The 23,480-nt window shown below is 40.9% G+C and carries 19 protein-coding genes; 10 read left to right on the forward strand and 9 right to left on the reverse strand.

The features are described 5' to 3' along the window. Positions 1-9: 9 nt before the first annotated feature. From HX021_RS09265 to HX021_RS09275, 3 genes are all read right to left on the reverse strand, one after another. The gene (locus tag HX021_RS09265; RefSeq protein WP_286589915.1) at positions 10-3,240 is read right to left on the reverse strand and encodes a SusC/RagA family TonB-linked outer membrane protein; all 3,231 of its coding nucleotides are present in this window, start codon (positions 3,238-3,240) and stop codon (positions 10-12) included. Between the two features lie 638 nt (positions 3,241-3,878). After that, positions 3,879-5,150: a serine--tRNA ligase gene (serS, locus tag HX021_RS09270; protein ID WP_286589916.1), complete on the reverse strand. Its 1,272-nt coding sequence runs from the start codon at positions 5,148-5,150 to the stop codon at positions 3,879-3,881. 170 nt (positions 5,151-5,320) lie between these two features. Further along, the gene (locus HX021_RS09275) at positions 5,321-6,394 is read right to left on the reverse strand and encodes a class I fructose-bisphosphate aldolase (protein ID WP_286589917.1); all 1,074 of its coding nucleotides are present in this window, start codon (positions 6,392-6,394) and stop codon (positions 5,321-5,323) included. Positions 6,395-6,482: 88 nt separating this feature from the next. On the opposite strand from HX021_RS09275, the gene rsmI reads away from it, so the two are divergent. The 4 genes from rsmI to HX021_RS09295 all read left to right on the forward strand — a co-directional run bounded on the left by rsmI (position 6,483) and on the right by HX021_RS09295 (position 10,830). Continuing rightward, positions 6,483-7,148: a 16S rRNA (cytidine(1402)-2'-O)-methyltransferase gene (gene rsmI / locus HX021_RS09280; protein WP_286589918.1), complete on the forward strand. Its 666-nt coding sequence runs from the start codon at positions 6,483-6,485 to the stop codon at positions 7,146-7,148. A 37-nt stretch (positions 7,149-7,185) separates the two neighbouring features. After that, positions 7,186-7,893: a PH domain-containing protein gene (locus tag HX021_RS09285; RefSeq protein ID WP_286589919.1), complete on the forward strand. Its 708-nt coding sequence runs from the start codon at positions 7,186-7,188 to the stop codon at positions 7,891-7,893. Positions 7,894-7,914: 21 nt separating this feature from the next. Further along, positions 7,915-9,540, forward strand: a complete 1,626-nt coding sequence (gene lnt, locus HX021_RS09290) for an apolipoprotein N-acyltransferase (protein WP_286589920.1) — start codon at positions 7,915-7,917, stop codon at positions 9,538-9,540. Positions 9,541-9,693: 153 nt separating this feature from the next. Next, a complete protein-coding gene (locus HX021_RS09295; protein WP_286589922.1) occupies positions 9,694-10,830 on the forward strand; it encodes a cysteine desulfurase family protein in 1,137 nt (378 codons plus the stop codon). 54 nt (positions 10,831-10,884) lie between these two features. Here HX021_RS09295 and HX021_RS09300 read toward each other — a convergent pair whose 3' ends face one another. Together HX021_RS09300 and HX021_RS09305 are read right to left on the reverse strand one after the other, a co-directional pair. Beyond that, complete coding sequence (locus HX021_RS09300; protein ID WP_286589924.1) at positions 10,885-11,304, reverse strand: copper resistance protein NlpE; 420 nt, start codon at positions 11,302-11,304, stop codon at positions 10,885-10,887. An 85-nt stretch (positions 11,305-11,389) separates the two neighbouring features. Beyond that, on the reverse strand, positions 11,390-11,722 hold the full coding sequence (locus HX021_RS09305) for a tetratricopeptide repeat protein (protein ID WP_286589925.1): 333 nt from the start codon (positions 11,720-11,722) through the stop codon (positions 11,390-11,392). 447 nt (positions 11,723-12,169) lie between these two features. Here HX021_RS09305 and HX021_RS09310 point away from each other — a divergent pair, with 447 nt between their 5' ends. The 5 genes from HX021_RS09310 to HX021_RS09330 all read left to right on the forward strand — a co-directional run bounded on the left by HX021_RS09310 (position 12,170) and on the right by HX021_RS09330 (position 17,444). Continuing rightward, positions 12,170-12,907, forward strand: a complete 738-nt coding sequence (locus HX021_RS09310) for an electron transfer flavoprotein subunit beta/FixA family protein (protein WP_286589926.1) — start codon at positions 12,170-12,172, stop codon at positions 12,905-12,907. Positions 12,908-12,928: 21 nt separating this feature from the next. After that, a complete protein-coding gene (locus HX021_RS09315; protein ID WP_286589927.1) occupies positions 12,929-13,903 on the forward strand; it encodes an electron transfer flavoprotein subunit alpha/FixB family protein in 975 nt (324 codons plus the stop codon). A 142-nt stretch (positions 13,904-14,045) separates the two neighbouring features. Then, the gene (locus HX021_RS09320) at positions 14,046-14,672 is read left to right on the forward strand and encodes a bifunctional nuclease family protein (RefSeq protein WP_286589928.1); all 627 of its coding nucleotides are present in this window, start codon (positions 14,046-14,048) and stop codon (positions 14,670-14,672) included. Between the two features lie 48 nt (positions 14,673-14,720). Further along, a complete protein-coding gene (locus HX021_RS09325) occupies positions 14,721-16,091 on the forward strand; it encodes a nucleoside permease (protein ID WP_286589929.1) in 1,371 nt (456 codons plus the stop codon). Positions 16,092-16,130: 39 nt separating this feature from the next. Continuing rightward, the gene (locus HX021_RS09330; protein ID WP_286589930.1) at positions 16,131-17,444 is read left to right on the forward strand and encodes a mechanosensitive ion channel family protein; all 1,314 of its coding nucleotides are present in this window, start codon (positions 16,131-16,133) and stop codon (positions 17,442-17,444) included. Between the two features lie 267 nt (positions 17,445-17,711). On the opposite strand, the gene HX021_RS09335 is transcribed toward HX021_RS09330, so the two are convergent. From HX021_RS09335 to HX021_RS09345, 3 genes are all read right to left on the reverse strand, one after another. Continuing rightward, positions 17,712-19,271 carry a calcineurin-like phosphoesterase C-terminal domain-containing protein gene (locus tag HX021_RS09335; protein WP_286589932.1) on the reverse strand — a complete coding sequence of 520 codons (1,560 nt, stop codon included), beginning with the start codon at positions 19,269-19,271 and terminating at the stop codon, positions 17,712-17,714. Between the two features lie 348 nt (positions 19,272-19,619). Beyond that, positions 19,620-20,039, reverse strand: coding sequence for a hypothetical protein (locus tag HX021_RS09340; RefSeq protein ID WP_286589933.1), 420 nt, complete (start codon positions 20,037-20,039; stop codon positions 19,620-19,622). 174 nt (positions 20,040-20,213) lie between these two features. Next, a complete protein-coding gene (locus HX021_RS09345; RefSeq protein WP_286589934.1) occupies positions 20,214-20,786 on the reverse strand; it encodes a C40 family peptidase in 573 nt (190 codons plus the stop codon). Positions 20,787-21,044: 258 nt separating this feature from the next. On the opposite strand from HX021_RS09345, the gene HX021_RS09350 reads away from it, so the two are divergent. Then, positions 21,045-21,941, forward strand: coding sequence for an EamA family transporter (locus tag HX021_RS09350; RefSeq protein WP_286589936.1), 897 nt, complete (start codon positions 21,045-21,047; stop codon positions 21,939-21,941). Positions 21,942-22,021: 80 nt separating this feature from the next. Here the strand turns inward: HX021_RS09350 and mtaB are convergent, their stop codons facing one another. Then, positions 22,022-23,344 carry a tRNA (N(6)-L-threonylcarbamoyladenosine(37)-C(2))-methylthiotransferase MtaB gene (gene mtaB, locus HX021_RS09355; protein ID WP_286589938.1) on the reverse strand — a complete coding sequence of 441 codons (1,323 nt, stop codon included), beginning with the start codon at positions 23,342-23,344 and terminating at the stop codon, positions 22,022-22,024. Positions 23,345-23,480: the final 136 nt, after the last annotated feature.

Raw genomic sequence — 23,480 nt, forward strand, 5'->3', positions numbered from 1 at the left:
TACTTGCTTTTAAAATGAGACTTTAACATTGATACCGTAATTCCTTAACGAAGGTTGAGCTGTAAAATCAAAACCTTGTGCATTACCCGCACCTGCTGAATTCACCTCTGGATCTGCATATTTATTTTCACTAGGTGTCCAGATAAATAAATTATTTCCAAATAACCCGATTGAAGCAGCTCCAAACGGTGTATTTTTCAATTGATTTTTTGTGAATTTATAGGTGAGTGTCAAGTTTCTCAATTTGATGTAAGTCGCATCAACCACATTGACACCAGACTCCATCGTAGGATAATAATCAACTTTGTCATAGGTCGCTGTTGTATTTACAACCGAATTACCATCTGCATCTAAATACACAGAATTAGGGAATATCTGTCCAAAACGCTCACCCCCTGTTTCAGCCGATGTACCAACAAATCCCATGATATCTTTCGTTCTTGAATAGAATACACCACCTTGTTTGGTATCGAACAAAGCGCTCATTGACCAATTTTTGTAGCTTAAGTTTGTTCCCAATGAAGCTTGAAAATCTGGATTATAAGTGCCCAGGTATTCTGGCTGAGAAGAAACAACTGGCAAGCCTGATTTTTGGTCAACTATCGTACGACCTTCAGCATCTGTAGCATTCGTTACAGCATAAAATTCACCATATGGACGACCTACTGCAGCTACAATATTCATTCCCGAGAATCCACCAACGGAAACTTGTTCTACACCTGGCATCAATTCAACAACTTTACTATTATTTTTTGTAAAGGTTCCGAATAGTTCCCACGTTAAGTTCTCCGTTTTTACTGGCGTACCTCTCAAAGTCAATTCCACACCATGGTTTTGGACTTTACCTGCATTGACCAAACTAAATCCGTATCCTGTAGAAGCTGGGATAGGAATACTTAAAATTTGGTTCTTTGAATTATTGTTATAATAGGTAAAATCTGCATATAAACGATTGTTTAAAAAACCTAATTCAGCACCTACTTCAAATGAGGTTGTAATCTCAGGTTTCAGTTCCATGTTTCCGATGGTACTGCTGGACATCAATGCTGAAACATTACCAAACGGGAAAGTCGTAGTTCCAAATCCACCATTAACCTCGCCTCTAGAGAATGTTGTCAATAATTGATATGGATCCGTATCAGAACCTACTTTTGCCCAGTTTGCTCTTAATTTAGCATAATTGAATTTACTTTTTAATTCTGGCTGGAACAACTCGGATAGGACAAATGAACCACTTACACTTGGATAAAAGAATGAATTATTCTTTTTAGGCAAAGTGGATGACCAGTCGTTACGTGCTGTGGCTTGCAAATAAGCAATATTTTTATACGAAACATTCAAATCTCCATAAATACCAACCAGACGTCTATTGCTCCATGAGTCTTCGATCAGATCCAATGGACCATTGGAGTTTGCTAAATTGTACCATCCGGGCACAACAAGTCCTCCGCTTGAATTCGTTGCGGTACTATTGTTAGATGTCTTACGTTGGCGGATATTGTTACCCAACATGAAAGAAGCATCCCAGTCGTCATTAAATTTGTGTGTTGCAGTGGCCATGAAATCATGTACGATCTCATTGACATTGTATTGATCAATCCGATATTGTCCTGGATCAGTCTGTATATTGCCTTCCGAATAATTTCCAGTAGTATTATCAGCAGGTAAATAGCTGTATTTTGGAGATTCTGAACGTCTACGATCTGAATAATTATCCAGACCTATACGTTCTTGGAAAGTCAACCATTCCAATGGTTTATAGTTCACATTGAAGTTACCGGTAATACGGTTCACATCATTGTAATTGTTATAATTAGCCAATACCCAGTAAGGGTTCATGGTATACGCGCCGTAGTAGCCATAAACATCATTGTGCTCTATACCATTGGCATCTGTGTAACCATAACCATTATATGGATTGGACAAATCTTTTAATCCGGCAACATCAATATCACGTGGTGTCTGGAGCAAATTGTTATACACAGAACCGCCGCCTTGGCCACCACCTACATTATTGCTGTTGATCCGGCTATAATTCACGGAAACACCAGCACTAAATTTGTTAGAAAACTCAGTCGTTCCATTGAATCGAACACCATATTTATTATGTGTGTCTTTTCTGCCCGGATAGACGCCATTTGAATTCAGGGCATTCAAACCAAGATAAAATGTCGATTTCTCAGATCCGCCGGAGAAGCTTAGGTTATTATCGGAAGCGATTCCCAAGTCAAAGAAATCTCTGACATTATCTTTTACCGCTGAATAAGCTTTTTTCTGACGGACACCATTAATTGCTTGTCCCCATTCTTGCATCTCACCTGTAAAGGGTGCCCCCCAAGACCAGTTTTCTTTCGGGTCATTAACAAAGATCAGCTTCCCATCGTCAGTATATCCTGAAGCCCCTTGTCCATATTCATTTTGAAATTCTGGTAATTTCAAAATGGAAGATAGGGTATTAGTGGAACTAAAAGTAATTTCATTTTTAGCGCCTTTTTTACCACTTTTTGTTGTAATGATTAAGGCACCATTAGAGGCTCTTGAACCATATAGCGCAGCAGCAGCAGGGCCTTTCAACACTGTTACTGAAGCAATGTCATCCGGATTGATATCATTACCACGGTTACCAAAATCGACACTTGCTAAAGATGATGCTCCACCGATAACACTTGAGTTATCGATAGGTGTTCCATCCACAACAATCAACGCTTGGTTATTACCTGAAATAGATGATCCCCCACGTAATACGACACGGGATGAGCTACCAGGAGAATTGGATGTCGAAGTAATATTTACCCCAGCTACTTTACCTGCTAAAGAGTTAATGGCACTGGAGTTGCGGCCTTCAGTCAATTCATCAGCTTTGATCGTAGGTGCTGAGTAACCCAAAGAGCGTTTCTCTCTTTTGATAGCATTTGCCGTCACAACAACCTCTTCCAATGCATTGTCATGATTTTCCAAGGATACATTAAATACAGTACTGTTGTTATTAACGATGATGGTTTTATCATCAAAACCAACTGAACGGAATACGACAACTTTTCCCGCTGGTACATTCAATGAATAATTACCATTGGTATCTGTCTGAGTCGCTTGATTAGTACCCTGCACAACTACTGTAACCCCAGGTATTGCTTTACCATCAGCAGAAGTAACACGACCACTAATCTTCTTTTCTTGGGCGAATGCAACCGAAGTCAAAATCATACCGCCAACAAGAAAACTTAGTAATGTTTGTTTCATGTTTTAGTTAGTTAATTTTATTATTTTTCTAATCCTAATATATGTTGATATCCTATATCCTTGATACTCCTGTCTAAACACTCATTGTTTAGACAATGAACAACAACAAGCTAAAACAGCATGATGTATCCATGTCAGTAACAGTTGAAAATATTATTGGAAAAGCAACCCCTAGGTAGATGCAGGGTCAGTCCTTTGAAAAATATTCAGCTGTAAAATTGCTCTTTTCAGCATTTACAGTTAATAATAGTTAGTGCGATTTTTATTAGCGGTTTCAAATATAGAAAGCCAAAGTTGCTTTTACAAGTTTTTTAACATAAACTCCTTATCACAAAAAAAACCGCAACAAAGTCAGCACAACATTACAAATTCAAATACGGGAATCATTTTAGAATAAAAACTCATCAAGAAATACAAAAACAGAATTTTATACTGATTCAATTATATTTAACAAAACATTAACAAGGCCATAAGAAATTGTTAACATAAAAGGTCATACATTTTTTTATGCAAAAAAAGAGTAATTTATAATGATTCTAAAGATTTTTAAGATCGAATTGACATAAAAAAAGAGGCTTTACCTTCTCTGGTAGAGCCTCTTTCGAATGAAACAGAATGAATAGCAACCTCTATTTAATTCAGTCGATATACTCGAATTTAGTATATGGCACCAAAACCGCAGGAATCTTAATCCCTTTTTCGGTCTGATTGTTTTCTAAGATTGCCGCCACGATACGTGGTAAGGCCAATGCAGAACCGTTCAAGGTATGTGCCAATTGCATTTTACCCTCAGCATTCTTGAAACGTACTTTCAGGCGGTTTGCCTGGTATGTTTCAAAATTAGATACTGAAGATACTTCCAACCAGCGTTTTTGGGCAGAGCTATACACTTCCATATCGTAAGTCAATGCAGAAGTAAAGCTCATATCGCCACCGCATAAGCGCAATACACGATAAGGGAGTTTTAATTTCTGCAATAGCCCCTGCACATACTGACTCATTTCCTCGAGCACTTCATAGGACTTGTCAGGGTGAACAATCTGTACGGTTTCCACCTTATCAAATTGATGCAGCCGGTTTAACCCACGCACATGTGCGCCATATGAGCCTGCTTCACGGCGGAAACAAGGGGTATAAGCACAATGTTTAATCGGGAACTGTGCCTCTTTGACAATCACATCCCGGTAAATATTGGTCACTGGAACCTCAGCTGTAGGTATCAGATATAAATTATCATTGCCCACAAAATACATTTGCCCCTCTTTGTCCGGCAATTGGCCGGTAGCAAATGCAGAATCCTCATTGACCAAGATTGGTACCTGCACCTCCTCATATCCTTGCTCAGCGGCCTGATCCAAAAAGAAGTTGATCAATGCGCGTTGCAATTTAGCTCCTTTTCCCTTGTAAATAGGGAAACCTGCTCCTGCAACCTTCACACCCAGTTCGAGATCTACAATATCATATTTGCTCAGCAAATCCCAATGCGGCAATGCATCTTCAGACAAAGCCGGAATTTCACCATCGGTCAATACAACTTCATTGTCATCAGCACTTACACCAGCTGGAACGGATTGATGCGGTAAATTGGGCAGCTGCACAATTTTCTCGTTCAACTCGGCTTCAATAACACTCAATTTATCCAATAGTTGTCTGACTTGCTCCTTATATCCCGACGATTTGGATTTAACGGCATCAGCTTCTTCTCTTTTCCCTTGGCGCATCAGATCTCCAATCTGTTTTGCAGCCGCATTAGCTTCTCCCGAAAGTGCGTCCGATTCCGCCTGAATCTTGCGGCGATCCTCATCCAAATGGATAATTTCGTCGACCAATCCAGTTTCCTTGAAATGCTTGACAGCTAATCTTTCGATAACCGTATCCCTGTTTTCACGGATATAATTCAATTGCAACATAATAAAAAATGTGTTATTTAAAATAGTGAACAAACTTAGATAAATTTGCCTTTATATACAAGCACATTATCGACCTTACAGCGACCGCCATAGACTTTTGCATTCTTCTATCCATCAGCCAAGCGCATGATCCGGCCAGCTTTTGGCATGAACGGGTCCGTACATCTTAATTAGGCAATGCTCACTTCTGGACACAAATAAACATCCTGGATTGCGTGCAATAATTCAACACCTTCTTTCATTGGTTTTTGAAAAGCCTTTCGGCCTGATATCAGGCCTGTTCCGCCCGCTCTTTTATTGATCACAGCGGTCTTTACCGCCTCCTGGATATCATTTTTTCCTGATGCTCCGCCTGAATTGATCAAGCCAGCCCGGCCAGCAAAACAATTGAGCACCTGATAACGACATAGATCGATCGGATGATCGGAAGCCAATTGAGAATACATCCGCTCGTCCAACTTGCCGTAGCTGCTTTTCCCCATATTAAGCGCTTTGAAGCCACCATTCAGCTCAGGAAGTTTCTGCTTGATAATATCTGCCTTTATGGTCACACCAAGGTGGTTGGCCTGTCCGGTCAAATCTGCTGACAAATGATAATCCTTATCCCCTGTTTTAAATGCCGTATTGCGCAAATAACACCACAAGACCGTCGCCATCCCAAGCGAATGTGCCTCTTCAAATACCTTCGCGACCTCAACAATCTGTCGGTCAGACTCTTCAGATCCGAAATAAATCGTTGCCCCTACTGCAACTGCCCCCATATTCCAGGCTTCACGGATCGTACCATACAGAATCTGATCGGCACGGTTGGGGTAAGTCAGCAGCTCATTATGATTTATCTTAACCAGAAAAGGGATTTTATGTGCATATCGACGGGATACAGCTCCCAATACGCCAAATGTTGACGCCACGGCATTACAGTTGCCTTCCAAAGCTAATTTTACAATATTTTCAGGATCAAAATAATGTGGATTGGGAGCAAAAGAAGCTCCGGCACTGTGCTCTATCCCCTGATCCACAGGTAAGATCGAAAGATAACCGGTATTGGCCAGCCGTCCAGTCCCAAACAATTGCCCCAGGCTGCGTAATACCTGTGGACTGCGATCAGATGGGCCATAAATAGTATCTATGAAAGATGCTCCGGGGAGATGGAGCATCGCTTTGGAAACAGCTGGTTGCTCAAACTCCAGTAAATAACTGGACTCTGCCCCCAGATGGGTTTGAATTTGCTCGATGTACTGCATAATTTATTCTTTTTTTATAGAAAATAACTTTAAAATGAACAGAATGTTTTAGCACATATTATATAGTAAAAAAAACTTAACTTTGACCATGTTATATTTAGTTCCAACACCTATTGGCAATCTGGAGGATATGACCTTTCGTGCGGTCAATGTCCTAAAAGAAGTAGACATCATCCTGGCGGAAGACACCAGGACAAGTGCTCCGCTTTTAAAACATTTTGGCATTGAAAAGAAAGTATTCGCTCATCATCAGCATAATGAACATAAGGCTGTCACGGAGATCATCAGATTTTTGAAGGAAGGACAAAACATTGCATTGATCTCAGATGCAGGAACTCCCGCCATCTCCGATCCCGGATTTTTACTGGTAAGAGCGGCGCTTAAAGAAGGATTGGATGTTCAATGTCTTCCTGGTGCCACTGCTTTTGTCCCGGCCCTGGTCAATTCAGGTCTTCCAAATGACCGGTTCTGCTTCGAAGGCTTTCTACCCGTCAAAAAGGGGCGACAAACACGCCTAAAAGTGTTGGCAGAAGAAAAAAGGACGATGATCTTCTACGAATCACCACACCGTATCCTTAAAACCATTGATGAATTTATCACGGTTTTTGGTCCGGAAAGACAGGCATCCATTTCAAGAGAACTGAGCAAACTCTATGAGGAAAATGTAAGGGGAACATTGACAGATTTAAAATTACACTTTGAAAACAATCCAATCAAAGGAGAATTTGTATTTTGTGTAGGTGGATTGGAATAACTTTTAACAATCTTTATTTACTTAAAACGTAGTTGATATGAACATGGAACAATTTGCACAAGACGGGCAGGATATAAAAATCATTGAAAGATTGATTGTCAAAGTCCAGGACATGCTTACTCCAGGAGAAAAAATAGATTATATTGCCATGCAGAAAAAACCTGCAGTGACCATTTTGCCGGACAGTATCACCATCAGCAACAAGCGCATTTTTATGTGCGAATTCACCAAGTTAGGCTTAGCGACCGATTTCGAAATTTTCAGCTGGAAAGATATCAAGGATATTGCATTCAAAGAAGAGATCTTTGGTTCCAAAGTCACTGTCATTCCTTTTACGGGTGAAAATTTGAGCATAGATTATATTCCCAAGGTACAGGCTAGAAAACTATATCAATATATCAAGGCTGCACTTGAAAACGATAAGAAAGAATTAGCAGCAGATAAAGGAACAGTAGTCAATATTTCAACTGCTCCCAAAGAAGTAATTGTGGAAAAATCCGAAAGTAGTCCGGCACAGGCTCCGGTATCACCCCAGGTTTCAACACCCATCACACCTCCCGCGGCTGCGGTTCCAGTACCCCCACCAGTATCTGCTGTAACCACTCCTCCCCAGCCACCCATCGAGGAGGAAGCTGATGATGAAATTACTTTGAAACTTAAAAAACTAAAAACGCTTTTTGACAGGCAGCTGATCACCCAAGAAGAATACGAAAGCAAGAAAAAAGAAGTTTTATCGAATTTATAAAAGCAGGGGAGAGAATTTATTGTGAAGAATAATTACTTATTGGCACTTTTGAGTGCCTTTTTATTATGGTTGGGCTGGCCCCCTATTCCTTATTCCAGCATATTGCTCTTTATTGGGTTTATTCCCCTGTTAATTGCACTGGAAAATATTATCCTTAGCAAAACGATCAAAAAGAAAGGTCTGAAAGTCTTTCTCACGGCAGCTCTCACGGCAGTCATCTGGAATACCGCCTCCATTTATTGGGTATACAATTCCATCTCAGCAGTCATGCCTCCCCTTGCTGCTACCCTGATCAGCCTGATCCCCTTCTGTCTCGGAGCGGTATTAATGGCAGCAGCATTCAGGCTCTATTACCAGCTACGCCAAAAAAGCAGTGTTTTGCTGTCTCTTTTTGGACTGATGGGTTTTTGGATAAGTTATGAGTTTCTTCATGAATCATGGGACCTGGCCTTTCCATGGATGACGCTGGGAAATGGTTTTGCCAACTTTCATCAGCTGATTCAATGGTATGATATCACCGGAGTATACGGAGGTACCGTATGGATCTGGTTGATCAATATCCTATTGTTTATACTCTATCTCCACAGAAAGGGATTATACACATTAAAAAACAAGATCCTCGTTCCTGTCAGTATTGCCCTCCTTTTGCTTGTACCCAGCCTGTATTCATTGCTTCGGTATTTCAGCTATGAAGAGCATCAAAATCCTGCCCAGGTCGTGGTGGTCCAACCCAATGTAAATCCATATATTAAGTTTCAGCTGAGCCCAGAAGAGCAGCTCAGCACACTATTTGCACTCTCAAGTTCAGTCGCTAAACCCAATACCGAATTTTTCATCTGGCCCGAGACAGCCCTGTCCCAAAACGGCTATTTTGATGAAGAACATTTCAGGGATACTTATACCTACAATCAGATCTTAAAGTTTCTGGATCAATACAAGAACGGCAATGTCCTCTCCGGGATAGAAAGCTATCAATTGTATAACGATGCTAAAACACCTACGGCACGTGAAATTTCCCCCCATGTATATCAAGACAATTTCAACGCCGCAACCCTCATCGACTATTCGTCTAAACTGCAATTTTATCATAAGTCCAAGCTGGTCCCTGGTGTGGAGCAAATGCCATTTGGTACGGTAATGGATTTTTTAAAACCGCTGTTTAAGGCCTTTGGCGGAACTACCGGAGGATACGGAAAGCAGGCAGAACCTTCCGTATTCTATGCGCAAAGTGGCATTGGAGTGGCTCCTGTGATCTGCTATGAATCCATCTGGGGCAATTATGTATCCAGCTATATAAAAAAGGGAGCTCAGTTTATTGCGATCATTACCAATGATGGCTGGTGGGGCAATACCTCGGGGAAAGACCAACATCTTCAATATGCCAAATTAAGGGCTATTGAAAACCGGCGCTGGGTTGCCCGTTCGGCAAATACGGGACTTTCGGGTTTTATCAACCAACGTGGTGATATCGTCCAGCAGACAAAATGGTGGGAACCCGCGGCGCTCAACCAGGAAATCAATCTCAATGAAGAAATCACGGTCTATACCAAGGTTGGTGATATCGCCGCATATCTGGGTCTGACCTTCGCTTTTGGCGGTCTTTTAATCATCATAGCAAAAAGGCGGAAGCAGCAGGTCGAGCAATAAATAGCCCACATATGAACAGTATCGCAAAACATCCTGGAGACAACCAACCTCCACCAGCATGTCTGGCGACCAGAAGGAAAAGATAATTATTTACAGATGAAAATAAGTCATTTAATACATATGATTTACTTTTGATATTCGTAATTTTGTACCATGCAAGTATATTTTGACAATGCAGCGACTACAGCTTTAGATCCTGAAGTCATAAAAGTAATGATGGATGTGATGGAAAATAATTTTGGGAATCCATCTTCTATCCATAGTCACGGAAGACAAGTAAAAACAATCGTAGAGAAAGCACGAAAAACTATCGCCAACCTACTCCATGTATCACCAGCAGAAATTTTCTTCACTTCGGGCGGAACGGAGGCTGACAACATGGCCATTGTCCGTTCAATCACAGATTTTGGAATTACCCATGCGATCACTTCTCCCATAGAACATCATGCTGTTCTCCATACATTGGAGGAGCTTGAAAAGGCAGGCACAATTCATCTCGACCTCCTGGAAGTTGATGAAAAAGGAAATTTAAATCTGGATCAGCTCGAAGAACTTTTAAGCAACAACCCGCGCACTTTTGTATCCATTATGCATGCCAATAATGAAATTGGCAACCTCAATGATATTCAGCGTATAGCTGAACTGTGCCAGCAACATCAGGCGATATTCCATTCGGATACTGTACAGACCATGGGCCATTACCCGCATGACCTTGGCAAACTCAAAATAGATTTTATCACTGGTGCTGCTCATAAGTTTCACGGCCCAAAAGGTGTTGGTTTTTTATATATCAATGCCAATAATAAGATCAAACCTTTAATCTATGGTGGAGCTCAGGAACGCAATATGCGTGGTGGCACGGAAAATGTCTACGGCATTGCCGGACTGGCGAAGGCCTTGGAGCTTGCTTATGCACACATGGAAGAACACCATGAATATATCCAAGAACTTAAATCATATATGATTGATGAATTGCGAAAAGCAATTCCTGACATTGATTTTAATGGTGTCATCGAGCCTGATCAGTCCTTATATACTGTACTGAACGTGTCCTTCCCTTGCAGCGACCTGGCGGACATGCTCTTATTCAACCTGGATATCGCTGGTATATCATGCTCTGGAGGGAGTGCATGCAGTTCGGGAACAGATATTGGCTCACATGTATTAAGTGCTATCAGATCGAGCTCAGATCGCCCCTCGGTACGGTTCTCGTTCTGCAAACAGAATACAAAAGAAGAAGTTGACTTTGTGGTGGCTACCCTGAAAGAACTTTGTACAAAAAGTAAATAAATAAAAAGGTCGACAGGAATTCCCGTCGACCTTTTTCGTATGCTGTTTAATCAATTAATTCTTTGTAAGCACGTAATATCTGGATATATCGCCCGTAATATCATTACCCGACAGATCCAACTGACTCAGGATCTGATTCCCTAACTTGAATTTATAGTCCACCCCATCGAGTGTAACAATGTTTCCATCCAACTTCCACTTACCTTCACGCACAAAGACATCGTCACTTTTATTGAGATATTTGGATGAATATTTATAGGTATTATCTGGATGCAGTGATATCAATGTTTCTATGCCATCACAATCGGCACAAGGCATCACACCCTTGTATTCCCCGATGACAATTTCCGCTTTGTCTCTTCCTTTTAATTCCTGTATATTATCTTTATAGGCCGCTACACTTTGTTTGGGGTTATCACAACCCACTATTCCAATCATGACCAACAACCCCACTGTCCAAATAAACCTTTTCATCGCATTCCAAATTCAAAAAAATCAGCATCTAATAGTTACACCCATAATTTTCATAACAAATTAAATACCAAAAATTTAGAAAAGCTTAAAAATCATCCTCATCATCATCTCCCAACAGGGACAATGCCCCCTGTAACTCCCCCAAAGCATGGAAATTACGGCTTTTACGTGCGGCTTCCATTCCTTTTTTATAGGTCAGTAACGCCAGTTCCTGTTTGTCTAGTTTTTCATATAGTTTCCCCAAATGGTAATATGTCCCCACATATTCGGGATTGGTCTGTATGAGACTTTCAAATCGGCTCATTGCCTCTTGCTCATTATCTTGCTTAAGGTACTCCGCTGCAATAGCATATTTCAGAAAAGGATCTGCCGGGTTCTCCTTCAAAAATTCGTTAAGTTGATCCAATCGTGTAGACATATCTTTTTTGTTTCAAACTTAGCTAAATTTGAAGTGATATCCAATACTATTCATCTGGCATGACAAAGCTTTGGGTGATTGACTACACATAGTATCAGGTGCTATTTCAACAATCATCCTAGTAGCACTGCCTGATCAAATAACCGGTAGCCTCCATTCCAATCAACGTCCCCCTATCAGGAATTAAAAATACTATGCTAGCATATAAAATGACATTTTACTGACTAAAATAGCGGATTATCAAACCACCCGAACAATCTGAAAAATATTACCAACAATCCAACAAAACCTCTATAATTTTAAAATAAAATCAACACCAACCCCAAAATGAGCAGTAGAAATAAAAATAATTCAAAAACACACCGAAGTGTTTTAACGAAATTTTAAGGCAACATGGTCTTTTTATTTGAGGGAAAATATGGTAAGTTTGAGTAAAACCAATCGTATATGAAAATATTAGTTTGTATAAGTAATGTCCCAGACACTACATCCAAGATCACTTTTACAAATGACAACACGGCCTTTAATACGGCCGGTGTACAGTTCATTATAAACCCATATGATGAGATTGCCTTATCCAAGGCAGTTGAATTGGCAGAAGGAGGAAAAGGGACTGTAACTGTCATCAATGTAGGCGATGCATCGACAGATGCAACCATTCGGAAAGCATTAGCGATAGGTGCAGACAATGCCGTACGTGTCAACGCCATTCCGCGTGATGCCTGGTTTGTCGCTCAGCAGATAGCGAATTATGCAAAAGAAAACGCATTTGATTTAATTTTAACAGGGCGAGAGTCGATCGATTATAATGGAGCACAAGTGGGGGCAATCCTGGCTGAATTGTTAGAAATTCCTTCAGTATCCATTGCCAAAAAGGTTGATGTTGCTACCGATAGTGTCACCATTGAACGTGAAATTGAAGGTGGGAAGGAAGTATTGACAGCTAAGCTACCCATCGTTATTGGTACTGCTGAAGGTGTTGCCGAACCCAAAATACCCAATATGCGCGGGATTATGGGGGCACGGAGCAAACCGCTGGAAGTTCTCGAACCTACTGCAGTGGATACGCTATCCCAAATTGTAAAATATGAGACCCCAGCCCCACGTGGCACCGTAACACTTGTGGATCCCGCAGAAGTGGACAAGTTGGTATCTCTCCTTCACGATGAAGCAAAAGTCATTTAATCATTAAACTCCGAAAACACGATGTCTATATTAGTTTATGTAGAAAATACCGATGGAAAATTCAAAAAATCTGCTTTTGAAGTGGTCTCTTATGCCAAAGCCATCGCCGATCATATACACACCGACCTGACAGCCATTTCCATTGGTCAGGTTGCAGCAGATGAACTTGCCAAATTAGGTAACTATGGTGCCACGAAAGTGCTTGATGTAAATAACGAACAGCTTTCGACTTTCGTGAATCAGGCTTATGCCAGCATTATTGCTGAAGCAGCGCAACATGCCGGAGCATCATTGGTAGTGCTCTCCAACTCTTTCTCGGGAAAGGGGCTCGCGCCTCGAATTGCCACGAAGCTTCGGGCAGGCCTGGCAGATGGTGCTTTGACGGTACCGACAATTGAAGGAGAAAAGCTGAGCGTCAAAAAAACGGCATTCTCCAATAAAGCATTTGCTACCTTGGAGCTCACATCAAGCAATAAAGTAATTGCACTGGCTCCAAATGCATACGAAGTAAAAGAAATTGGTGGTCAGGCTACGGTGGAAGCATTTACTGCCACGATTGCTCCTACGGATCTATCGACAATTGTCAAAGAAATTGTACGCGCCACAGATAAGGTTTCACTGCCTGAGGCAGAAATTGTCGTATCTGCGGGCCGTGGTTTAAAAGGGCCTGAAAATTGGGGAATGATCGAAGAACTGGCCGATGTGCTTGGAGCAGCTACCGCCTGTTCCAAACCGGTCTCCGATGCTGGCTGGCGCCCTCATGCTGAACACGTCGGTCAGACAGGTATCGTGGTGAGCCCAAATCTCTATATCGCGGTGGGTATATCCGGTGCCATACAGCATTTGGCAGGCGTAAGCTCCTCAAAAACCATTGTTGTCATTAACAAAGATCCGGAAGCACCATTCTTCAAGGTCGCAGATTATGGAATCGTCGGTGATGCATTTGACATCGTTCCCAAATTGACACAAGCACTGAAGGCTTACAAAGGTCTTTAATCAGTTAACCGTATACTTCTCTCCTCATTCATAAAAATGGATGAGGAGTTTTTGTTTGAATAAATTTGTTTGCCGTGGAGCGTAATTATAATTGCATATCAAAGCAAATTTATCTAAGTTTGTAGACCGCTTTGGAATTAAAATGAAGAAAATCAGATTAGATATCGTTGGTTTATCCTATAGTCAAACACAATCTGGAGCTTATGCACTGGTATTGGGAGAAGTGGAGGGCAACAGAAGGCTGCCCATCATTATCGGTAGCCATGAAGCCCAAGCCATCGCCATTCGGATAGAAAAAATGATTCCAAGCCGTCCCCTTACCCATGACCTATTTCAGTCCTTTGCGGAATCTTTTGGCATTAAGTTGATTGAGGTGTTGATCTACAACCTGATTGAAGGTATTTTTTATGCCAAGATTATTTGTTCTGATGGCAACAAGATGGTTGAGATTGATGCACGGACTTCCGATGCCGTTGCTTTAGCGGTTCGGTTTGAGGCGCCGATTTATGCCTACGAATTTATTATGTCCTCTGCCGGAATTATTATTGAAGGGCACGAATTTGCATTTTTGGAAAACCTGGATAAAGCCAACAAGGTGCAAGATCCCAATGTGGTTGAGGTCGAAGAAAAGACTCCATCCAAATCCCCGAACAACCCTTTTTCTTCGTTGACAGACGAACAATTGGAACAAGCGCTCACCCAAGCTTTGACCGAAGAGAACTATGAACAAGCAGCGCTGATTAGGGACGAAATTTCCAAAAGAAAATAGCTTCTTTCATCAAAACGAAACAAAAACTCTAAATATAATATCGTTTTTATGTCTATTAAATTAAGATTGACCATCATGAGCTTCTTTCAGTTCTTTGTCTGGGGAGCTTGGTTGATTACAATAGCAAATTACTGGTTTGGCACGAAGCAATGGGATGGCACACAATTCGGTGCTATTTTTGCGACCATGGGAATAGCCTCCCTGTTTATGCCAACTTTAATGGGGATAATTGCCGACCGTTGGATAAATGCTGAGAGGCTCTATTTTATTCTTCATTTATGCTATGCAGGTGTTTTATTTTATTTACCACAGGTAAACGATCCAAACACCTTTTTTTATGCCATGCTGGCAGCCATGTGTTTTTATATGCCCACACTGGCTTTGTCCAACTCCATTGCTTACACGGCGTTGAATGAAAACAATTATGATCTGGTCAAAGCGTTTCCCCCTATCCGTGTTTTTGGTACCATAGGTTTTATCGTGGCCATGTGGATCACAAACCTGACCGGCAACAAGGCTACTGCTTATCAATTTTATATTGCCGGAACCGCAGCATTGGCCTTAAGCCTGTATGCTTTTACCTTACCCAAATGCCCTCCTAAAAAGCTGCAGCAGGAGAATGCATCCTGGCCCCAATTATTGGGACTTGAAGCATTCAAACTATTTGGAAACTACAAAATGGCACTGTTTTTTATATTTTCCATGTTCTTAGGTGCAGCATTGCAGTTGACCAATGCCTATGGCGATGTTTTCTTGGACGAGTTTAAGTTCTACCCTAAATTTGCAGAATCGTTTGTGGTGAAATACTCAACGATCATTATGTCCATTTCGCAGATCTCAGAAACACTCTTTATTCTTGCGATTCCATTTTTTCTGAAAAGATTTGGGATCAAGAAGGTGATGCTGATCTCCATGCTTGCCTGGGTGCTGCGTTTTGGATTATTTGCCTTTGGAGATCCTGCAGGTGGCCTTTGGATGGTTATACTCTCTTGTATCGTCTATGGAATGGCCTTTGATTTTTTCAATATTTCCGGATCCCTATTTGTGGAGACTTCTACGACTTCAAGCATCCGCAGTTCGGCACAGGGCCTGTTTATGATGATGACCAACGGCATCGGAGCCGTTTTCGGAAGCTTTGTATCTGGCTGGGTGATTGACCACTACTTTACTAAAAGCTTCCAAAAGGTTCAGGATCTGGCCCAATATTTAGATACCGATATTAAGAACACGCATTTTTTACAATTCTTACAAGAAAAAAGCATATCCATATTACCTGATGGTATGTTAAGCAATAGCCTGATGCTCAAAGACTGGCATAACATATGGCTGGCCTTTGCTATCTATACACTGGTCATCGCCATACTTTTTGCCCTATTCTTCAGGCATAAGCACGAGCGTGAACCCCTAAATACAAAATAACAAAAAGCCGCAAATTGCGGCTTTTTGTATATTTGCACCATGAAAAACACCACAACGGAATTGTTGAAGGATTCCCAATCCCAAATTTATCATTGGACATTTCAGTGGATCGAGCAATTTGGATTAGATAAGCAGATTAACCATTTTATCAATTCCATCATCCTGTTCATATTGGTCATCCTGTTCTTGGTCATGATCGATTATTTTAGTAAGAAAATATTGCTGTTGTTGACGATCAAAGCCATCCGACGAAGTTCAAACCGTTTTGATGATTTACTGATTCGGAATAAAACTTTAAAATTGATCGCCCATTTCGTGCCCATTTTGGTAGCCCAATACATCATACCTATTATTTTCATGGGCTTTCCAGGCTGGAAGGATCCTATTCATAAACTACTGGCAATAGCCACCACCATTGTAAGTTTATTAATTGTCCATTCGCTGCTGAAAAGCGTGCGCGATATCTTGCGGACAAAGAAGTCTTTTGCGGACAAACCCTTAGAAAGCTATTTACAGGTATGTCAAATCGTCATGCTGTTTATTGGTGGAACAATCTGTTTTTCCATCTTAACAGGAAGTTCGGCCTGGTCCTTCTTATTGTCATTGGGGGCCGCCTCGGCAATTCTAATGTTGGTTTTTAAAGATACTATCTTAGGTTTTGTCGCAAGCATACAGGTCTCGGCAAACGATTCTATTCGTGTTGGGGACTGGATTGAAATGGCCAAATATGGAGCTGATGGCGTGGTGCGGGAAATCAATCTCAACAATGTCAAAGTCCAGAACTTTGACCGGACCATCACAACAATTCCGACGCACACCCTGCTCTCGGATTCATTTAAGAATTATCGCGGCATGCAACAGTCGGGAGGACGACGTCTGAAAAGGGCGATAAACATCAAAATAGCCACCATACGCTTCCTGAATAATGAGGAAATTGAAAAACTAAAAAATATACAGATCCTACGGCCTTATATCGAAGACCGTGCAAAGATCATTGACGAATATAATGCCATTCATCAGATTGATCCTTCCAATCCGATCAATGGCAGGAAAATGACCAACCTGGGCATGTTCAGGGCCTATGCACTCACGTATTTGCGGCAGAGTCCCCATGTTCATAAATCCATGCCGCTCATGGTACGTCAGCTTGCCTCAACCGAACATGGTGTCCCGATGGAACTTTACTTCTTTGTGAATGACATCCGCTGGGAATATTACGAAGGGATTGTTTCGGATATATTTGACCATCTGTTTGCTGCAATAAAATATTTCAATCTCGAAATATTTGAAAATCCTGCTTCAGATGATTTCAAGCATTTTATAGCACAACAAGAAATGACCGTGCTGAACTAATTAGTTTAAACTTGAGGGCTAATGGATCACGAAGACAGCGCATTCCATAGATCCAAAAACAGTGAAAGGTAATCCGGGGAGATTACCTTTTCACTTTAAAAACAAACTAAATTTTCAGACGTGTTTCGCAACAGGTCTACACATTAACCCTAACTCTTTATGAATCAAAAATTACTCTATACAAATATAGAATCGTTATGTTAAATCCATCTTAAGTTAACTTTAAACTTAAAACAATTCGATTCTCTACCTCCTTATTATCGTCGGTTATTCCACCACGATGTCTTTAGTAGCCACATGTTCTCTATTGAACATATCTACTGCTCTGATCTCGATCTGATGTTTCCCCACTTTGAGTTTCGGCAGGTTCATCATCCACAGATGACTTGATTTCTCCGGATTCGAAGGGCGACGTGTAGCCATCAACTCATTAGCGGTATCATACTTTGCTAAAGACGTTAAAAACGCAGGATCATGTTCATTGACATATCTCATGTTTTTCCATTCTCCTTGGTTGATTCTGTAGCTTACCTTATCACCTTCCTTGCCAATAAAAAAATTGGCATAGATCGGGTATCTTTTGGTATACTTTTGTGGCACCACCGAAGCTCCATAAAGCTCAATTTGATAAGTTTCCGGTTTGCCCACGACCTTATAATCAAAGCTATATTGATTACCATCTATTTTCAGTACCGCATATCCTTTGGGGGTTCCATCGCGCATGGTGGACACGGGAATACCTTTTTCATTCAATTCACCCGAATACCAATCGCCTGATGTTGTTCCTACATTATACTCATGGTGCGCTTTCCCCTGCTTCCAACCATCAGCCTGTCCGTAAAAGTACTGGCGTTGAAAATGGGTATGCGCTGACAATGACAGGGTATGTTGAAATGGTGCCAGGATATCAAACAGACGTTGTCTGTCTTCATTCCTGAAAACATCAGAATCTTCGTGATACAAAGGAATATGAAATGCAAGCACTATCAGTTTGTTTTTATCTACCTGTTTTAGGTCATTTTCGACAAAATCCAATTGGTCTTTTCTAAATCCCCCTAAATATCCCTTTCCTGTGCGTGGATTCGGATAGATAATGTCATCCAGTACAATAAAGTGGGTGTTTCCATAATTGAAGGCATAATTATTTGGTCCAAAAGTCCTTTCAAAAGATTCATCTGAAAGGCTATCGACCGTGGCATCATAATTCATGTCGTGATTTCCCATGACATTATACCAGGGTAACCCCATCGTCGAAACCACTGACTTATATTTCGGTTGAAGAGAAAGGTCGTCACCAACTAAATCCCCCAGACTGATACCAAATTTTGCGATGGATTTATCCGAAATTTCGTTGATAACCCCTTCTTTAAAAAAGCGGAGTTCTTCTTCAGTATAGGCCTGTGGATCACCAAATACAAAAGCAGAAAAAGAAGGATTTTCATCCTGCTGGTACAAAGCGAAATCTATTGCTGCGGGAATATCCCCTGTCGCAGATATACCCGGATACTTTGATGCTGGGCTGCCAATGGCCTTGTGTATATAATAAAATTTTGGATGATTATTTTCATCCAATGGTACCGCATATCCTGCAGGTTTAACAACAAAAATGATATTATCCTTGCCAATAGGTAATTGGTAGTTACCATCTTTATCTGTCACGACAACTTCACGTCCATTACTGACCGAAACGGCAGCAATACCCTTTTCTTTTTTATCTAATTTCCCATTCTTATTTACATCATGGTAAACTTTTCCCTTTGCAAGCTCTTGTGCTTGCACTGACTGAGCCAAAGCCCAGGATATGGCCAATGCCAAAAATGTTTTCATATCGAATTTTGGTTTTGGTGCTAAAGTACCCTATTCACATTAAAGGAATATAAAGTGAACATCAAGAATTCGTAAACATAACTGGGGTTCAAGGTCGTTTCAAGTGGTAAGTAAAAACGTATCTAAGGGTTATTTAATAAGGAGATAGAAGGGGATTTATACGGTTTCATCCGAATGAGGTCCCTATCAGGTCCGTATGAAGTCCCTATTAGCTCCCTATTAATATTGAAAATGGGATTGATCGTTCCCCTATCATTTCCCTTCCCATTGTCCAACGCTACCTCCATCCTTTTAACAGGGTATTTCTGTTCAATCAGTAAGGAAAAAGCTTAAATAATTATGGATAGACTATCTTGCCTGTGCAGTCGCCAGCATGCGGTTTACTTCATCGATCATTGATTTGGCAGCATCATGCATACGCGGGTTACCGGCAAAGTCGGCATCTAAGGTTACATGTTTTGACTTGTCTTTATAATGATATTCCAAATAGAAACGAGGAACTTTGGAGTTAACAGAATCTTTCTGCCATTCCGGACCGGTCATATCCGTATCAAGGTTCCAGAAGCCCAGTTCCATTGCTTTACGGTGCAGGTACAGCAAATCATCTTTCGTAAATTTTACGGTATCCGTGATCAATGAATCTTTTTTGTTCAAATATTTATAGATACGTGTTTTGGAATTGTATTCATTGACCATATGATTTGGTTCGCCATATTTGAATTCAATGGATTCAAAATCTGCAAATCGGAATGGTGCATTTTTAATCATATTACTGTAATAATATACGCAATACATCAAAAATGGAACAATAATACAAAGGCCCAAAAAAATCTTTTTACTCTTAATTGTCATTTCTATAAAATTTTGACAAAAATAAGGATTTATATAGGGTATAAAAGTTTAAGTCAAGATATGACATAAAACCTACACGAATAAGGCTTCTTAAATTTTGGGAGAGCCTGCATCCACAAAAGTTCGGGCATACCAGCTGTCGGACAGATCGGAAATGATGACTCCTTTACGGGTCGATACATGCACAAATTTATTGTTGTGGAGGTATACCCCAACGTGATCCACTCCTCTTCTGCCGAAAGAGAAAAACACCAGATCCCCCTCTTCAAGCTTTTCGGGTTTCTTTCGTTTCACCATATTTTCCATATCTCTGGAAGTCCGGGGAAGATTTCCATTGTAGACCGCAATATATAGCAGGTTTACAAAACCTGAACAATCTACTCCAGCCTTAGTCTGTCCTCCCATTCGATGCGGTATTCCCATCCAGTCATCAATAAATGAATACAACTGCGGGTTTAATTTTTTTGTACTTACATTTAAAAGTGATGCGTAATTATCAAGTCGCGATCCGGCAAAAGTCTTTCCCCTTGCCGAGCTCGCATCAGTTAAGACCGATCCTGACGATCGCGAATTAGCTGTCAGTACTTTTTTCTTCGTCGAACAACTGCTTAAGAATAGCAATGCCCCCAAAAAGAGAATATAATAGGATCTAGCAATCATCATGTTCATTACGCTTTTCTAGAACAAACTTAGCTAAATTGCTGTTGATATGCAATATATTGCGTTTCATATAAAGACAATCTACCCAATTTAGTTTAGGCATTCGGATGGAGAGCTGTTCCGCCATTGCCACCTGCACCTTAGCCTTGGCCATTCATTTCATAAGGAAATGTCATAAAACCTTTATTCCTTCAACTACAACACGGAATAAGGAAAAGAATTGTTCAGAAATCGTAACTTTGGCGGCTAATTTAGATGTGAATGGAAAAATTAAAAGGTGCATTAGCTGTCTTTTTAGGTGCTAGTAGTTTTGGGATCTTGTCAACATTTGTAAAAAAAGCATATGGTGAAGGGCTTACTTTAGGAGAGGTGACAGGGATTCAGGTATTATTTGGCATGTTGCTATTATGGATCATCTTTATCCTGATGAAGTTATTTTCAGCCAGGCCCTTGCAACCTTTATCTAAAAAATCTTCGTGGATCAAGATCTTGGTCAGTGGTACATCTACAGGACTTGTCAGCATATTATATTATAAATGTGTACAGCTTGTGCCGGCCTCATTGGCTATTGTTCTACTGATGCAATATATCTGGATCGGAGTACTGATTGAATTTGTTTTCTTCAAAACCAGGCCATCAAAAAATAATTTGATCGGCATTGGTATTGTACTGGCGGCAACCTTACTAGCAACGGGGCTGATTGAAAAAGGCCTCAGCGATCTCCAACCGACAGGGATATTGTTCGGTCTCCTGGCGGCGACTGCCTATTCGGTTTTCATGATTGTCAACGGACGTGTTGGAAATGACTATCACCCGATCCAAAAAAGTGCAATTATGGTAACAGGTTCCTGTATTTTGGTTTTTACGCTCTTCCCGCCCACTTACTTATTCAATGGTCAGTTTGATCACAATTTCTTACATTTCGGATTGATCCTTTCCTTGTTTGGAACAGTAATTCCACCGTTATTATTTGCTTATGGCTTACCTAAAACAGGATTTTCGCTGGGGGGAATCTTAAGTTCAGCTGAACTACCAGTAGCGACCTGCATGTCCTATTTTATTTTGCATGAATCTGTATCACCGGTACAATGGCTGGGTGTTTTCTTCATTTTGGGTACGGTGATCTGGTTGAATGCTGCCAAGAGCAAGGGGCAATAGCCTATCGTCAAATTGCTATTAAAAAGGGGCGATCTTTTGTTGAAGATCGCCCCTTTTTAATACTTCTTATCTGTTCAAGATTAGTGTGCCAATGTCTCTGGAATTTCCTCGACCTCAACCTCACAGGTATCCGTTACTTCCATAAATTTAACCGGAACCACTTCATTGACCAGCAATGGATCATACAAGGTTCTTACCTTAACATAGTTTTTTGAAAAACCATGCATATAGCCATCTTTTTCATCTGCTTCAAAAAGGACTTCTCCTATTGCCCCTACCTGCGACTCATAAAAAGCACGTCTTTTCTTTTCCGAAAGGATATGGAGCATCTTACTGCGGTCACTGCGCTGTGCCCCTGGTACTGCGCCTTCCATCTGAGCGGCAATGGTATTTTCTCGTTCGGAATACGTAAAGACATGCAGATAGGAAATATCCATATCATTCAAAAAGTTGTACGTATCAATAAAGTCTTCACGTGTCTCCCCCGGAAAACCGACAATCACATCAACACCTATACAGCAGTTGGGCATCAGTGCTTTTATAAATTGTACCCGCTCGGTATACAGCTCGCGTTTATACCTCCTGCGCATCAGTCCCAGGATCTTATTGCTTCCAGACTGCAATGGCATATGAAAGTGTGGGACAAACCGTTTGGACTGGGCCACAAATTCTATGATATCATTGGAGAGAAGATTGGGCTCGATGGAGGAGATGCGGATTCGGTCAATTCCATCGACCTCATCAAGCGCTTTCACCAGGTCCAAAAAACGATCTTCGCGTTTTCCATCCCGAAGACCGAAATCGCCGATATTCACCCCTGTCAACACTATTTCTTTCACCCCTGAAGCTGCAATTTCTTCAGCCTGCCGTACAATATCTTCGATCTTTCCGGAGCGGCTTCCCCCACGTGCCAATGGGATTGTACAGAATGTACAGGAGTAATCACAGCCATCCTGGACTTTTAAAAATGTACGTGTACGGTCTCCAATGGAATAAGCAGAGACAAATTGATTGGTTTCATCAATTGGACCATTGTAAACAATCGCCTTCTCCTGCTTTGTCAAATCATTGATATGCTCGATGATGTTAAATTTTTCAGCAGCCCCCAACACCATATCTACCCCGGGAATCTCTGAAATTTCCTTTGGTTTTAATTGTGCATAGCAGCCAACAATCGTTATATAGGCATTTGGAGAGTGCTTTAGGGCTTCCTTGACGACCTTTCTACACTTCTTGTCTGCGTTATCTGTTACAGAGCATGTATTGATCACATAGACGTCGGCCCGGCTATTGAATGCTGTCGTATCGTAACCCGCATCTTTAAATAATCGTCCAATGGATGATGTCTCTGAATAATTCAGCTTACACCCTAGTGTATAGAAAGCTACTTTTTTATTCTCCATAATATTTTGCAAAATTACATTTTTTTTCAGTAACCCTTCTTATCATTTTAAGTTTTGACTTTCTCATTATAGGGATTTTCCTTAGTTTTGATTATTCAGACAAAAACAAACATGACAACCTTTAAAGATTGCTATT

The sequence above is a fragment of the Sphingobacterium sp. N143 genome (assembly GCF_030325625.1).
Classification (GTDB): domain Bacteria; phylum Bacteroidota; class Bacteroidia; order Sphingobacteriales; family Sphingobacteriaceae; genus Sphingobacterium.

What these genes read in the sequence shown, in the direction of transcription:
- HX021_RS09265 (WP_286589915.1), bottom strand. Translation starts at nt 3,240, where the DNA reads ATGAAACAAACATTACTAAGTTTTCTTGTTGGCGGTATGATTTTGACT.
- serS (WP_286589916.1), bottom strand. Translation starts at nt 5,150, where the DNA reads ATGTTGCAATTGAATTATATCCGTGAAAACAGGGATACGGTTATCGAA.
- HX021_RS09275 (WP_286589917.1), bottom strand. Translation starts at nt 6,394, where the DNA reads ATGCAGTACATCGAGCAAATTCAAACCCATCTGGGGGCAGAGTCCAGT.
- rsmI (WP_286589918.1), top strand. Translation starts at nt 6,483, where the DNA reads ATGTTATATTTAGTTCCAACACCTATTGGCAATCTGGAGGATATGACC.
- HX021_RS09285 (WP_286589919.1), top strand. Translation starts at nt 7,186, where the DNA reads ATGAACATGGAACAATTTGCACAAGACGGGCAGGATATAAAAATCATT.
- HX021_RS09295 (WP_286589922.1), top strand. Translation starts at nt 9,694, where the DNA reads ATGCAAGTATATTTTGACAATGCAGCGACTACAGCTTTAGATCCTGAA.
- HX021_RS09300 (WP_286589924.1), bottom strand. Translation starts at nt 11,304, where the DNA reads ATGAAAAGGTTTATTTGGACAGTGGGGTTGTTGGTCATGATTGGAATA.
- HX021_RS09305 (WP_286589925.1), bottom strand. Translation starts at nt 11,722, where the DNA reads ATGTCTACACGATTGGATCAACTTAACGAATTTTTGAAGGAGAACCCG.
- HX021_RS09310 (WP_286589926.1), top strand. Translation starts at nt 12,170, where the DNA reads ATGAAAATATTAGTTTGTATAAGTAATGTCCCAGACACTACATCCAAG.
- HX021_RS09315 (WP_286589927.1), top strand. Translation starts at nt 12,929, where the DNA reads ATGTCTATATTAGTTTATGTAGAAAATACCGATGGAAAATTCAAAAAA.
- HX021_RS09320 (WP_286589928.1), top strand. Translation starts at nt 14,046, where the DNA reads ATGAAGAAAATCAGATTAGATATCGTTGGTTTATCCTATAGTCAAACA.
- HX021_RS09325 (WP_286589929.1), top strand. Translation starts at nt 14,721, where the DNA reads ATGTCTATTAAATTAAGATTGACCATCATGAGCTTCTTTCAGTTCTTT.
- HX021_RS09330 (WP_286589930.1), top strand. Translation starts at nt 16,131, where the DNA reads ATGAAAAACACCACAACGGAATTGTTGAAGGATTCCCAATCCCAAATT.
- HX021_RS09335 (WP_286589932.1), bottom strand. Translation starts at nt 19,271, where the DNA reads ATGAAAACATTTTTGGCATTGGCCATATCCTGGGCTTTGGCTCAGTCA.
- HX021_RS09340 (WP_286589933.1), bottom strand. Translation starts at nt 20,039, where the DNA reads ATGATTAAAAATGCACCATTCCGATTTGCAGATTTTGAATCCATTGAA.
- HX021_RS09345 (WP_286589934.1), bottom strand. Translation starts at nt 20,786, where the DNA reads ATGATGATTGCTAGATCCTATTATATTCTCTTTTTGGGGGCATTGCTA.
- HX021_RS09350 (WP_286589936.1), top strand. Translation starts at nt 21,045, where the DNA reads ATGGAAAAATTAAAAGGTGCATTAGCTGTCTTTTTAGGTGCTAGTAGT.
- mtaB (WP_286589938.1), bottom strand. Translation starts at nt 23,344, where the DNA reads ATGGAGAATAAAAAAGTAGCTTTCTATACACTAGGGTGTAAGCTGAAT.